Here is a 14,707-nt window from a genome sequence, read left to right as displayed (position 1 = left end):
AGAATTAAAATTTAAGAAAAATGAAAAACTTAAAATATTATATAGGATTTATTCTGTCGGTAGCATTACTCTTTACAAGTTGTCAAGATGATGATATAACGATAGGTGATATTGTGGCTCCAACCGGTGTGACAATATCTGCTGAAATTGTTGGGCAAGATGCTGATAATCCTTACGGAGATGGTAGTGGAATTGTAAATTTTACATCTACTGCAGATAACGAGATAACCTACCAATTTAACTTTGGAGATGGTAAAACGGGTGTCGCACCTTCTGGTGAGACTGTACATAGATTTACACAAACAGGTATTAATACGTACACAGTAGTTGCTAGTGCAGTAGGTACTGGTGGTATAATGTCGAGTACCTCTATGGAAGTACAAGTATTTAGCTCATTCTCTGATGTTGAAGCTGAAAACTTTTTGGCTGGTGAATTAGTTGGTGATTCTAAAACTTGGTACTGGGCAGCTAATTTGCCTCTTCATGTTGGTTTAGGCCCGGTTGAAGATGATTATGGCAATGGTGAGTTTGCTTATGAAGCTTGGTGGAATACAATTCAACCTTGGGACGACGAAAAATTTTGTATGTACTCAAACGAATTTGTATTTACTCGTGGTGAAAATGGCTTAACCTTTGAGCAAACAGTTGGTCCTGCTTTTGTTCCTGGAACTTATGCTGGTATAATTGGTGTAGACGGAGACACTTGTCACGATGAAACGGTTGCAACTACAATGTTCGGTGTTAAAAACGTGTCATTTTTACCGTCAACTTCCAAAGCCGCTTTAGAAGGAAGTTATAATAATAATCCATATAGGCAATCAGCTTTCGAAATTTCTGAAGGTGGTTTTATGGGTTGGTATGTTGGTGCTAGTACTTATGATATTATTTCTATAAGTGAAAATGAATTGCGCGTTAGAATTATTGAAGCTGGTGGTGGAGCCGCTTGGTACCAATTGTTTACCTCTAGTAAACCAACAGAAGGTGCAGCTGTCTTTGAGTCTGAATTTAATACACTAGCATGGTCTGATGAGTTTGATACCGATGGTGCTCCTGATGCAGCAAAATGGACCTACGATTTAGGTGCAGGAGGCTGGGGGAATGGCGAAGCCCAAACTTACACCAGTGATGCTAGTAATGTTAGTGTTTCTGAAGGAACTTTAAAAATTACAGCTAAAAAAGATGGAACAGATTATACTTCAGCAAGGTTAAAATCAATCGATTTATACGAGTTTAAGTATGGTCGTGTTGAGGTGAAAGCAAAACTTCCTGAAGCACAAGGTACATGGCCTGCTATTTGGATGTTGGGTGCTAATTTCCCTGATGTTGGATGGCCACATTGTGGAGAAATAGATATTATGGAACAAACTGGCGCAGATAAAAATACATCGCTAGGTACGTACCATTGGTTTGATAGTGGTACCAATGCCAATGCAAGTTACGGAGAAACAATTTCAGTAGAAAATGCATCTTCAGAATTTCATCTATATACCTTAGAGTGGACAGAGTCTAAAATCACTGTTTTACTAGATAACGTTGTGGTGGTTGCTATGGATAACAATGCAGACTTGCCATTTTATGATAAAGATTTCTTCTTAATCTTAAATGTTGCTATGGGTGGTTCTTTAGGAGGAGATATAGATGCTGCTTTTACAGAAGATACTATGGAAATAGATTATGTAAGAGTTTACGAATAATAGATTAGTAGTTTGATAATTAAAAGGCCGGAAAACATCTCTAAACCGGCCTTTTGTTTTACATGTTTTTAATTAAACATAATACCTTTTTAATACCAGTAGAAGTAATGAGTAAGATAGAAAAAGATAATCAGTTTGTTTCAGAAGAACATACCATAGATTCTAAGTTAGTAAAACTTAATGGTGAAACGTATTTTAAAATCTCGAATAGCGATAAAATGCGTCCGTTTTTTATGAGCATTGTTAGTGATTCTAACCATTGGATGTTTATTTCTAGTAATGGAGGTTTAACTGCTGGAAGAAAAAATGCTGAATCAGCACTTTTTCCATATTATACAGATGATAAAATTACGGAACTAGCTGATATTACGGGAAGTAAAACCATTTTTCAAATTCATATAAAAGGTAAAGCTTATGTATGGGAGCCATTTTCAGAAAGACAAACGGGACTTTACAGAACAACTCGCAATTTATACAAAAACAGCTTTGGAAATAAAGTAATTTTTGAAGAAGTAAATAGAGATTTGCAACTTACGTTTAGATACCAATGGAGTTCTAGTAGTCAGTTTGGGTTTGTGAAAAAATCTACTTTAGAAAACAATTCTGGCAAAGAATTAAAAATAACGGTGTTAGATGGTTTGCAGAACATTTTGCCGAGCCTAATAGGTTCTGCTATGCAAAACAGTTACTCTAACCTTGTAGACGCTTACAAAAAGAGCGAATTACAAACCGAATCGGGAGTGGGTATTTTTGCTTTAAGTGCTGTTATAGTCGATAGAGCCGAGCCTAGTGAAGCTTTAAAAGCAAACGTGGTATGGTCTTCAGGTATGGAAAATCCATCACATTTATTATCATCTCGCCAATTATACAATTTTAGAAAAGGCGAAGCGATTACAGAAGAAGTTGATGTAAAGGCCGAAAAAGGCGCTTATTTTATTTCTTCAGATTTAACAATGGCCGCATCATCAGAAAAAAGTTGGATGTTTGTTGCTAATGTAAATCAATCTATTACAGATGTTGTTAAAGTTTCTGAACTTATCAAAAACGAAGATAACATTGAAGCATTAGTTCAAAACGATATTGAGGAGGGCACCAAAAAATTATTGGCATTATCTGGTGCGGCAGATGGTTTACAATTAACTGATGATCCTTTAATAAATTCTAGACATTTCGCAAATACATTATTTAATATTATGCGAGGAGGAATTTTTGACGATGATTATAAAATTGAAAAACAAGACTTTGTAAAATATATAGCTCACGCAAACAAAAAGGTTTTTAAGAAAAAGCAAGATGTATTAAATACATTGCCAGAACTTTTTACGTTGCACGATATTAGAAACATTGCAGAACAAGACGAAGACAAAAATTTTAAAAGACTTTGTTTTGAATATTTACCGCTTAAATTTAGTCGTCGTCATGGCGACCCTAGTAGACCGTGGAATAAATTTTCTATAAACACACAAAGTGAAATAGATGGATCTAAAATTTTGGATTACGAAGGAAACTGGAGAGATATTTTCCAAAACTGGGAAGCTTTAGCACACTCATATCCTGAGTTTATTGAAGGGATGATTCATAAGTTTTTAAATGCCACAACATTTGAAGGTTACAACCCATACCGTGTTACAAAAGGCGGGTTTGACTGGGAAGCTATTGAAGAAAACGATCCGTGGTCTTACATTGGCTATTGGGGAGATCATCAAATAATATATCTTTTAAAATTCCTAGAGTTTATTGAGAAGTATTATCCAAATCAATTAGAAAAACGTTTTTCAGAAAACATTTTTGTATATGCCAATGTACCTTATAAAATAAAGAGTTATGAGGATATACTTAAGCATCCAAAAGACACTATTGATTTCGATTACGAATTAGATGCTAAAATTCGCGAAAAAAGAAATGAGTTAGGTGCCGATGGGGCCTTATTAAGAGATGAAAACTTCTTTATTTATAAAGTAAATCTAATAGAAAAATTATTAGCCACTGTTTTGGCAAAAGTATCAAACTTTATACCAGAAGGTGGTATTTGGTTAAACACCCAGCGTCCAGAGTGGAACGATGCTAATAACGCATTGGTGGGTAATGGTGTTTCTATGGTTACACTATATTATTTAAACAGATTTTTAAATTTCTTTGAAAATATTATTGCAAAATCTAAAACGGAAGAAGTAGAGGTTTCTTCGGAATTGGCTACTTTTTTTAATGAAGTGGTTAAAACATTTCAAACTAATAAAAATATAATTTCTGGTAAAGTTTCAGATAAAGATAGAAAAACGGTACTCGACGGATTAGGTTTAGCTGGCAGTAAGTACAGGAATACTATTTACGAAAATGGTTTTTCTAGTGATAAATCTAAGCTGCGTAAGTATGAGTTGTTAGAGTTTATTCAAATAACAAAATCTTATTTGCAACATACAATCGATGCTAATAAACGTGCCGATAATATGTATCACGCCTATAACTTAATGACGGTTGAAAATAATGATGAGGTTTCTATTTCGTATTTATCCGAAATGTTAGAAGGTCAAGTGGCGGCGCTTAGTTCAGGTTACTTATCGCCAAAGCAGGCTTTAAGTTTGTTAGATGGTTTAAAAAGCAGTGCTCTGTTTAGAGAAGATCAATACAGCTATATTTTATATCCAAATAAAGAGTTACCTCGTTTTGATAAAAAGAATAACATTCCTTCAGAAAAAGTGGAAGCTTCAAGTTTATTAAAGCAGTTAGTAGCCGATGGAAATAGACAAATTATAGAGCAAGACTTTTTAGGTAATTATCACTTTAATGGCAATTTTAATAATGCAAATAGTTTAAAAGATGCTTTAGATAATTTAGATGAAAACTATCAAGCTTTGGTTAAAGATGATACTGAAAAATTACTTCAAACTTTTGAAGATATTTTCGATCATAAATCCTTTACAGGTCGTTCAGGTACTTTCTTTGGATACGAAGGTTTAGGCTCAATTTACTGGCATATGGTTTCTAAATTAGCATTAGCCGTTCAGGAGAATTGCTTGTTGGCTATAAATAGCAAGGAAGATGAAGCAGTAATTGGTAGACTTTTAGATCATTATTACGAAATTAATGCAGGTATTGGTGTGCATAAATCACCAGAATTGTATGGTGCGTTTTCAACCGATCCCTATTCTCACACACCTGCAACAAAAGGAGCGCAGCAACCCGGAATGACTGGGCAAGTAAAGGAAGATGTACTAAGTCGTTTTGGAGAATTAGGAGTGTTTGTTGTGGAAGGGAAAATAGTATTTAACCCTCGTTTATTGCAAACTAAAGAGTTTTTACAAACACCATCAACTTTTAATTTCACAAATATTAATAAAGAAAATCAATCTGTAGATCTTAAATCAGGTGCATTATGTTTTACATATTGCCAAGTACCAGTGATTTATGAAATTTCTGAAAAGGAAGGTGTTTCTGTTATTTTTAATGACAATAAGGAGTTGGTTTTTAGTGATATGAGTATTGATTTAGAAACTTCAAAATCCATTTTTGAACGTCGTGGAGCTGTTAATTTAATTAGAGTTTCGGTAAGTAAATAGTAATGAGGTAATGGGTAAATTAAAAATAATTATAACTCTTTTTACAGTATTTATGATTTTGGGATGCAATGATAAGCCACAGGCTGTAAAACAAAAAACCGCGGCAGATATTCTTGGAGATCCAAATTATTTGGCTATTTCATATGGTGGGTATCGTGTAAATACGCGAGATATTCAGCCTAGCATTCTAGAGTTAAAAGAAGACATGAAATTGCTTTCTGCAATGGGTGTAAAAATATTGCGGACTTATAACGTGCAATTACAACAAGCTCCAAACTTATTAAAAGCCATTAGCGAATTAAAAGAAGAAGATTCAAATTTCGAAATGTATGTAATGCTTGGTGCTTGGATAGATTGCCAAAATGCATGGACAGATAAAACGCCAAACCATAATATTGAAGATTTTGAGAATAACAAAGGTGAAATAAACAGAGCTATAAACCTTGCTAACCAATATCCTGATATTGTTAAAGTAATTGCAGTGGGTAATGAAGCTATGGTAAAATGGGCGGCTAGCTATTATGTGCAACCCGGTGTTATTTTAAAGTGGGTAAACCATTTACAAGATCTAAAGAAAGATGAAAAATTACCAGCAGATTTATGGATAACTAGCTCTGATAATTTTGCCTCTTGGGGCGGTGGTGACAGTGAATATCATGTTGAAGATTTAACTAAGCTGATCAATGCAGTAGATTACATTTCTATGCATACATACCCTATGCATGATACACATTACAATCCCGTTTTTTGGGGTGTAGGTGAAGAGTCTGATAGTTTGTCAGATTTAGATAAAATTGATTTAGCTATGCTAAAAGCTAAAGAATATGCCATTTCTCAATATAATAGTGTTTTTAATTATATGAAAAGCCTAGGCATTAATAAGCCTATTCATATTGGTGAAACAGGTTGGGCATCTTCAACAAATGAGCTTTATGGAAATGAAGGTTCTAAAGCAACAGACGAATATAAGGAAGCGCTGTATTACAAGCATATGCGTAATTGGACCAAAGAAGCAAATATGGCGTGCTTTTATTTTGAAGCTTTTGATGAAAACTGGAAAGATGCTCAAAACCCAGGAGGGTCAGAAAATTACTTTGGATTATTTACTATCGATGGAAAAGCAAAATATGCACTTTGGGATTTGGTGGATTCTGGTGTGTTTAAAGGCCTTTCAAGAAATGGAAATGCCATAACAAAAACATTTAATGGAAATAAAAACGATTTATTAAAAACCGTATTAGTACCGGTAAAATAAATTTTTACCAATACTTAATTAAATAATTAGACATGAAAAAGATTAACACCCTCATAATTTTTGCGATAATGATTTTATTTTCAAGTTGTTCTAAAGAAAAGGAATCGATAAAATTTGAAGTTTATGAAACTTCTGCTAGCGGAAATAAATTAACTAGAATTAATAATTTTCAAACAGATGAAGATAAGGTGCTTATCACTTTAAGACCTGAGCAAACTTTACAAACTATTTCTGGTTTTGGTGGCGCTTTTACTGAATCTTCAGCATATTTATTGAATAAATTAAGCAAGAAAAATAGAGACACTATTTTAAAAGCATATTTCGCGAAAGAAGGTGCGAATTATTCTTTAACAAGAACGCACATGAATTCTTGCGATTTTTCTTTAACAAACTACTCTTATACGCCAGTAGAAGGTGATAAAAATTTAGAACACTTTACAATTGAAGAAGATCGAGATGATTTAATTCCTATGATAAAAGATGCCTTGGCTATTTCAGAAGATGGTTTCGATATTTTTGCATCACCTTGGACGGCAGCGCCATGGATGAAAGATAATAACCATTGGGTTGGAGGTAAGTTATTACCAGAATATTATGATACTTGGGCCTTGTTTTTTTCAAAATATATCGAGGCTTATAAAGCTGAAGGCATTGATATTTGGGGTTTTACTGTAGAAAATGAGCCACATGGAAATGGAAATAACTGGGAAAGTATGCACTTTTCTCCAAAGGAAATGACCGATTTTGTAGAGTTTCATTTGGGGCCAAAACTTGAAGCAGATGGTTACGGTGATAAAATTATTTTGGGCTACGACCAAAACCGCGCAGGGCTTAAAGAGTGGGTGGATGAAATGTATAGAGATGAAGCATCTTCTAAATATTTCCATGGTACAGCAATTCACTGGTACGAGAGTACATATGATTATTTCCCAGAAGCATTACAATATGCACACAATAAAGCACCAAATAAATATTTAATCGAAACTGAAGGTTGTATAGATTCTCAAGTTCCTGTTTGGAAAGATGATGCTTGGTACTGGAAAAAAGAAGCTACCGATTGGGGATATGATTGGGCTCCAGAAGAAGATAAACATCTACACCCAAAATATGCTCCTGTTAATCGCTATGCCCGTGATATTATTGGTTGTTTAAACAATTGGGTAGATGGTTGGGTAGACTGGAATATGGTGCTAGATCGCCAAGGCGGACCAAACTGGTTCAAGAACTGGTGTGTGGCTCCTGTAATTGTGGATCCTGATAACGATGAGGTTTACTTTACACCGCTTTATTACACTATGGCTCACTTTAGTAAGTACATTAGGCCTAATGCACAAGTAATAGCGTTAGATAATACAGATAAGGATTTAATGGCTACAGCTGCTAAAAATCCAGACGGTTCTATTGCTATAGTTTTGTTTAATGAAGGTGACGTAGCTAAAAATTTTGAAGTAGTATTGGGAGAACAATCTTTCAGTATAACAATAAATGAGAAAGCAATTCAGACTATAGTTATTCCTGAATAGCGCACCTTGTAATTGATAAAATCCAACTAACCAAAAACTATAAATTATGTCTAAGATAAATAAAGTGCCGTTTGGCCAAAAAGTTGCTTTTGGAATAGGGATGCTCGCAAACCAAATGTTTCCTGCAGTATTGGGTATTTTTATGGTGGTTCTCGTGCAAGATCTTGGTTTTCCAGGATGGATGTGGGGTGTTATTTATTTTCTGCCAAGAATTTTTGATTCAATAACAGACCCAATAATGGGCTTTATTTCAGATAATACGAAATCGCGTTGGGGACGTCGTAGACAGTATGTATTTATAGGTGCTATAATTATGGGAATTTCGTTCATCATTATGTGGCAACTATATCGAGATAGTGGTATCGATTATAATTTCATGTATTTTCTTTTATGGTCTTTTGTATTCTATTTAGGGCTTACCATTTTTAGTGTGCCGTACGTAGCTATGGGTTACGAAATGAGTAACGATTTCCATGAACGCACAAATATTATGGCTGTAGCCCAATGGATAGGGCAGTGGGCGTGGGTTATTGCACCATGGTTTTGGGTTATCATGTACGATCCCGATTTATTTCCTTCGGCAGATGTTGCTACTAGAACATTAGCTATTTGGGTAGGTGTTATTTGCATGATTTTTGCTATGATTCCTGCAATATTTATTAAAAGTAAATCAACTTTAAATGAAGATTATTCACCCCTTAACTTTAAAAATATAGGCAGAAGCCTTAAAGAAATATTATACGGTTTTGTAGAGGCTTTTAAAATAAAACCATTTAGACAACTTTGCATTGCAACATTTTTAGTTTTTAATGCTTTTAACACTATTGCTGCATTTTCTTTCTTTATAATTGTATATCATCTTTTTGATGGTAATGCGGCTGCCGCTGGTATATGGCCAACTCTTTTTGGATGTTTGGGTGCTCTTGGTACTACTTTTATGGTGATACCAATTGTTACAAGGATGTCGAAAAAAATAGGTAAGAAGAAAGCTTTTATATACTCCCAGGGCATATCGGTTATTGGTTATATTATGTTGTGGTTTTTATTTATTCCTGGCAAGCCTTACATGTTTATTTTTGCTTTACCATTTTTCTCTTTTGGAATTGGTAGTTTATTTGTTTTAATGATGTCGATGACGGCTGATGTTATTGATTTAGACGAACTAAATACTGGTAAACGAAGAGAAGGTACCTTTGGAGCTATTTACTGGTGGATGGTGAAATTTGGCTTTGCTATTGCTGGCGGATTAAGTGGTGTTATTATGAGTTCTGTTGGTTTCGATTCTGGTGCCGAAACTCAACCAGAAGGAGCGATAGATGGTTTAAGGTTCTTTTTCTCTGGACTTCCTATTTTGGGTACATTGGCAGCTATGTATGTTATGCGAAATTATGATGTTTCAGAAAAGCGCGCAGGTGAAATTCGTGAAGAACTCGATAAACGAGCAAATGAAAACAATAAGAAATCAAGTTCATATTATCAAACAGATAAGTTGTTATCGTTTAAAAATATTGATTTAGGAATAAACTCTAAAATGGATATTGATTGGACTTCGAAAACGACATATGATTTAGTTCAAGCATTTTCAAAATCTTTGAACCATGGTGCTCACGGATTTTGTTTTAGTCCGTATTTAGAAGGTCAGAATATTGGAGATGAGTTGACGGAGCAACAAATAGAACAGCGTATGGATGTTATTGCACCCTATACTAAATGGGTGCGTTCTTTTTCTTGTACAGATGGCAATGAGTATATCCCTGTGGCAGCTCGCAGAAAAGGCTTAAAGACTATGGTTGGCGCTTGGATTGATAACGATAAAGATAAAAACGATAGAGAAATTAATGGTTTAATTAAGTTGGCAAAAGCTGGCCATGTCGATATTGCTGTTGTTGGAAATGAAGTCTTGCTTAGAGAAGAATTATCAGAAAAAATTATTTTAGAATATATCTCCAAAGTGAAAAAAGCCTTGCCGAACATGCCTGTTGGTTATGTTGATGCTTATTTTCAGTTTAGCGAACGCCCTAAATTGGTTGAGGCATGCGATGTTGTTTTGGCAAATTGCTATCCTTTTTGGGAAGGTTGTGATATTGATCAAACAAGTGCCTATTTAAAAAAGATGTTTGAGGTAACTAAAATAGCTGCAAATGGTAAGCCTGTTATTATTACAGAAACAGGTTGGCCAAGTCAGGGAGATAATACTAAACAAGCGCAGCCATCACATGACAATGCAATGAAGTACTTTGTGAAGACTAATAACTGGGCAAATCAAAATGGAGTTGAAATGTTTTACTTTTCAACTTTTGATGAGTCTTGGAAAGTTCATAATGAAGGAGACGTAGGCCAACGATGGGGGTTGTGGGATAAAAATGAAAACTTAAAGTTCAACTAAAGCCATGTCATACAGAAAAGAAAATCTTATGTCCCTTTCTGGAGGTGCTTTAGGAAGTAAAACTATAAAAGGTTTAGAAAACACATTGCAAAGGGTGCTTAAAGCGGGTATACATGGTATTTGTTTTAGTGCATATGAGGAAGGTCAGAAAGTAGGAGATATTCTAAGTGAAACCCAAATAAGGAGGCGTTTAGAAATTCTAAAACCTTATACGAAATGCATTCGCACATTTTCTTGTACTGATGGCAATGAGTTAATACCGAAAATAGCGAAAGAATTAGGGTTTAACACGCTTGTAGGAGCTTGGTTGGGGAATGATGCTGAGATTAATAAAAAGGAAGTTGCTGGACTTATAAAACTTGCAAAAAATGGATTTGTTGATATTGCGGCCGTTGGAAATGAGGTTATGTATAGAGAAGACCTATCTGAAGCGGAACTTTTAACCTTTATAAATGAAGTCAAGCAGGCCATACCCGATATTCCAGTAGGTTATGTAGATGCATATTACGAGTTTGTAGATCGACCTAAAATAACAGATGCCTGCGATATTATTTTAGCAAATTGTTATCCGTTTTGGGAAGGTTGTAGCCAAGAATATGCTTTGCTTTATATGAAGGATATGTTTTATAAAGCTAAAAAGGCAGCCAAGGGTAAAAGAGTGATTATTACCGAAACGGGTTGGCCAAGTCAGGGCTCGGGATTGGAAGGCGCTCAGCCATCTTATGAAAATGCAATGAAGTATTTTATAAATAGCCAACAGTGGTCTAAAGATGAAGATATAGACATGTTTTATTTTTCATCGTTCGATGAATCTTGGAAAGTAGGAACTGAAGGTGATGTTGGTGCGTATTGGGGTTTATGGGACAAAAATGAACGACCTAAATACTATAGAAAATCTATCGTTTTAGATAAAGTAAAATCATTTGTAAGGCTTTAATATTAGTCATTGTATCGCACTTCTAAACGATAAAATGATGTCGTTTTTTCTCAATTTAATTTTTTTAATTATAGATTTAGATAGTCTTGTGTATTATAAAAAATACAAGACTATTCTAGATGGCCTCGTAAATCAAAATGATTTATCTACAAATAACAATAGCAAAGAATTGTAGGTAAAATCTTTGTTTATTATGTTGTTTTTGTAACTTATTGATTTACAAATAATAAAACACTACAACATTACCACAACATAAGCTAAAATAGGCTCAAACTATTAGTTTTTGTTTTCTCTTCTTTTCTAATCGTTGTTCGTTGTGGAGCTTGAGTTGTATTGGTAATTGTTTAAAAAATAAAGGTTTATTTTGAGATGTATGTTTTTTGTAGCCTATTAAAATGATAAATTAATAAATATTGGGTGTTATTTTTACGAATAACTAATTCTAAATAATTTATTATGAAAAAAATTACATTATTATTTATTGCATTAATGTTTTTTGCATTTGCTCAATCACAGAACATTGCACTTAGTGGATCAGCAATGGGATCGACAGAAAATCAAGCAGCGAGCAATGCTATTGATGGAAATCTTGGTACACGCTGGGAATCCGCTTCCGAAGATCCACAATGGATATCTATTGATTTAGGAGCAACCTATGATATCACCCAAGTTATTTTAAATTGGGAAGGTGCATTTGGAAGTGCCTATGAAATACAAATATCTGATGATATGTCGTTTACTGCATATACTACTGTATACACCGAAACAACTGGCGATGGTGGAGAAGATAATCTTATCGTTACGGGAGCAGGACGATATGTAAGAATGTATGGAACGGTACGCGGTACGGTATATGGCTATAGTCTTTACGAGTTTGAAGTATATGGAACAATTCCTGCAGGAACAGATGCTAGATTAAGTGATTTACAAGTGGATACTGCTACAATTAGCGATTTCTCATCAGGTATTGAAGAATATGATTATAGTTTGCCAGAAGGAACAACAGTAGTTCCAACCATTACTTCTGCAACACCAGTTGATGGTACAGCTGTAATTGCTCAAGCCACTGGAATACCAGGCGATGCTACAGTGGTAGTTACTGCATCTAATGGAACAACTACAAAAACATATACGGTTTCGTTTTTTATAGCACCTCCAACAGCGCCGACAACAGATGCTCCGTCTCCGAGCCATTTAGCTGCAGATGTAATTTCTATATACAGTGATGCTTATAGTGATGTTGCTACAAATTATAATCCAGGTTGGGGACAATCCGGTACAGTAAATGCAACATACGATCCAACGGGCGGAGGAACAAACTTTGCAATGGCGTATACAAATTTTAATTATCAAGGTACGTTACTAACAACTCAAGATGCTTCTGAAATGGAGTACTTGCATGTAGATATTTGGACGGCAAATGCTACAGACGTAAAAGTAACTCCTATTAATAACGGAACAGGTCCTGGAGAAGTTTTAGTTCCTGTAGCGCTTATAAATGGGTCATGGAGTAGTGTAGATTTGCCTATTGCAAGTTTTACGGGAATGACATGGGATTCAGTTTTTCAATTGAAGTTTGATGGACAAGGGGGAGTTTCTCCATCTGATATTTATTTAGATAATATTTATTTTTGGAAAGCACCTATTGTTCCTGGGACTGATGCGGATTTAAGTGATTTACAAATTGATGGTGCTACCATAAGCAATTTTAGCGCTAATACTATAGATTATATTGAAAGTGTAGCTCCTGAGACTGTAATTGTTCCTACGGTAACCGTTACTACTAATGATGTAGGTGCAACAGCTGTTGTAACTCCTGCTTCTCAAATCCCTGGAACAACCAATATTGTTGTCACTGGTGCAGATGGAGTAACCACAAAAACATATACCGTAAATTTCTCGGTAGATTCAAACACGTCATGTAATGGTACTTCAACAGATGCTCAGCAAGGTATGTTTTCTAACGGAGGATATAGTTATAAATTTGAAACATTAGAAAATGGAGATGTTCGAATGACTTTTGAATTATTGGAGTCAGGAGCCGTTGGTATTGTGGCATATGCTTGGAAAGAAGATCCGTTTGCAGAAACTGCTATGACAGTTGTAGAAACCGAGGCTACCATAGACTTAACTGGCTATTCAACAGGTGAAGATATTAGTTATGCTGTTAAATTTGCTTGGGCAGATGGAGGGTTTGGCGTAACTAAATATTTTAATTATACCGTTGGTGACGCTTGTACCTTAGGTATAGAGAATTTGGATGTGACTGCTTATAATATTTATCCTAATCCTACTCAAAATAGTTGGACTATTAAAGCTAAATCAGAAAACATGACAACTATTAAAGTCTTCGATGTTTTAGGGAAAAATGTAATATCAATTGCTCCAAATACAGCAGAAGCAACTATAAATGCCTCAAGTTTAAAAACGGGTTTATATTTTGCAATTATAAAAACAGCAAAAGGAACAAGTAGTTTGAAGCTAATAAAAAAATAGAGAAAAAGTAATTTAATTTTTGTTAGTTAAGTTTATAACAGGCTGAGTAATTATTTCTCAGCCTTTTTTTGTGTTCAATTTTTGAATAATGAGAAATTAAACCCTTTTTGTTCTAGTCGTTTATATTTTCTGTAATCAAATTTATATAAGAAAGCGCCTTTTTTGGAGCCTGATTTATCCTTTTCATTTAAAGGAATAAGCAATTTTAAAGACATTAATTTTTTTCTAAAATTTCGAGTATCTAGAGTTTTCTGAAATATAGCTTCGTATAAGTTTTGAAACTGTGGAATGGTAAATTTTTTAGGTAATAACTCAAATCCAATAGGATAAAACCTTGCTTTGCGGCGTAACCTATTTAGTGCATCTTCAATCATTAAATCATGATCTAAAACTAAATTAGGGAGTTTGTCAACCTCATACCAAATGGCATCATGTTTAGCAACCAGTTCCTTGTCGTAATCTTCAATACGCATTAATGCATAATGCGCTATAGAGATACAGCGAGCGCCTGGATCACGATCAATATTAGAGTAGGTTTTCAACTCTTCCATAAAGATGTTCTCTAAGCCTGTAATTTCTTTTAAAACGCGTCTAGCGGCTTCATTTGCTGCCTCGTTAGGTTTTACAAAACTTCCAATTAAAGATAAGGTACCTTTAAATGGTTCTACACGTCTTTCAAAAACCAATAATTTTAAAATACCTGCGTCAAAACCAAAAATAATACAATCCGTAGCCACGTATATACGGCGTTCAGGTGCATAGAAATCATTTAATGGTAAGTTATTGTTATCCATAAAAACAAATTTAAAAAATACGGTTAACTAAATACAACTTAAGAGCATATTTAAATCTTTTGGAT

At 34.5% G+C, this 14,707-nt stretch carries 8 protein-coding genes; 7 read left to right on the top strand and 1 reads right to left on the bottom strand.

Going from position 1 to position 14,707, the window contains the following annotated elements; genetic code table 11:
• Positions 1–20 precede the first annotated feature (20 nt).
• The 7 genes from ACJJV4_RS10785 (at position 21) to ACJJV4_RS10755 (ending at position 13,848) form a co-directional block, all read left to right on the top strand.
• Positions 21–1,694, top strand: coding sequence for a family 16 glycosylhydrolase (locus ACJJV4_RS10785; RefSeq protein ID WP_405294273.1), 1,674 nt, complete (start codon positions 21–23; stop codon positions 1,692–1,694).
• A gap of 107 nt (positions 1,695–1,801) precedes the next feature.
• Positions 1,802–5,251: a hypothetical protein gene (locus tag ACJJV4_RS10780; RefSeq protein ID WP_405294271.1), complete on the top strand. Its 3,450-nt coding sequence runs from the start codon at positions 1,802–1,804 to the stop codon at positions 5,249–5,251.
• 10 nt (positions 5,252–5,261) lie between these two features.
• The gene (locus ACJJV4_RS10775; protein WP_405294269.1) at positions 5,262–6,506 is read left to right on the top strand and encodes a glycosyl hydrolase family 17 protein; all 1,245 of its coding nucleotides are present in this window, start codon (positions 5,262–5,264) and stop codon (positions 6,504–6,506) included.
• Between the two features lie 68 nt (positions 6,507–6,574).
• Positions 6,575–8,029: a glycoside hydrolase family 30 protein gene (locus tag ACJJV4_RS10770; RefSeq protein ID WP_405295401.1), complete on the top strand. Its 1,455-nt coding sequence runs from the start codon at positions 6,575–6,577 to the stop codon at positions 8,027–8,029.
• 46 nt (positions 8,030–8,075) lie between these two features.
• Entirely contained in the window at positions 8,076–10,415 is a 2,340-nt protein-coding gene (locus tag ACJJV4_RS10765; RefSeq protein WP_405294267.1) for an MFS transporter, read from the top strand.
• Between the two features lie 4 nt (positions 10,416–10,419).
• Positions 10,420–11,352 (top strand): glycosyl hydrolase family 17 protein, encoded by a 933-nt coding sequence (locus ACJJV4_RS10760; RefSeq protein WP_405294265.1) that lies wholly within the window; start codon positions 10,420–10,422, stop codon positions 11,350–11,352.
• A gap of 456 nt (positions 11,353–11,808) precedes the next feature.
• A complete protein-coding gene (locus tag ACJJV4_RS10755; protein WP_405294263.1) occupies positions 11,809–13,848 on the top strand; it encodes a discoidin domain-containing protein in 2,040 nt (679 codons plus the stop codon).
• 74 nt (positions 13,849–13,922) lie between these two features.
• Here the strand turns inward: ACJJV4_RS10755 and ACJJV4_RS10750 are convergent, their stop codons facing one another.
• Positions 13,923–14,642, bottom strand: coding sequence for an NrtR DNA-binding winged helix domain-containing protein (locus ACJJV4_RS10750; protein WP_405294261.1), 720 nt, complete (start codon positions 14,640–14,642; stop codon positions 13,923–13,925).
• Positions 14,643–14,707: the final 65 nt, after the last annotated feature.

It is taken from the genome of Algibacter sp. Ld11, from assembly GCF_045066735.1.
GTDB lineage: Bacteria > Bacteroidota > Bacteroidia > Flavobacteriales > Flavobacteriaceae > Algibacter.
Note: the sequence above shows the minus strand (reverse complement) of the source record. Positions and strands in the feature narration are given on the sequence as shown.

What these genes read in the sequence shown, in the direction of transcription:
- ACJJV4_RS10755 (WP_405294263.1), top strand. Translation starts at nt 11,809, where the DNA reads ATGAAAAAAATTACATTATTATTTATTGCATTAATGTTTTTTGCATTT.
- ACJJV4_RS10765 (WP_405294267.1), top strand. Translation starts at nt 8,076, where the DNA reads ATGTCTAAGATAAATAAAGTGCCGTTTGGCCAAAAAGTTGCTTTTGGA.
- ACJJV4_RS10770 (WP_405295401.1), top strand. Translation starts at nt 6,575, where the DNA reads ATGATTTTATTTTCAAGTTGTTCTAAAGAAAAGGAATCGATAAAATTT.
- ACJJV4_RS10775 (WP_405294269.1), top strand. Translation starts at nt 5,262, where the DNA reads ATGGGTAAATTAAAAATAATTATAACTCTTTTTACAGTATTTATGATT.
- ACJJV4_RS10750 (WP_405294261.1), bottom strand. Translation starts at nt 14,642, where the DNA reads ATGGATAACAATAACTTACCATTAAATGATTTCTATGCACCTGAACGC.
- ACJJV4_RS10780 (WP_405294271.1), top strand. Translation starts at nt 1,802, where the DNA reads ATGAGTAAGATAGAAAAAGATAATCAGTTTGTTTCAGAAGAACATACC.
- ACJJV4_RS10785 (WP_405294273.1), top strand. Translation starts at nt 21, where the DNA reads ATGAAAAACTTAAAATATTATATAGGATTTATTCTGTCGGTAGCATTA.
- ACJJV4_RS10760 (WP_405294265.1), top strand. Translation starts at nt 10,420, where the DNA reads ATGTCATACAGAAAAGAAAATCTTATGTCCCTTTCTGGAGGTGCTTTA.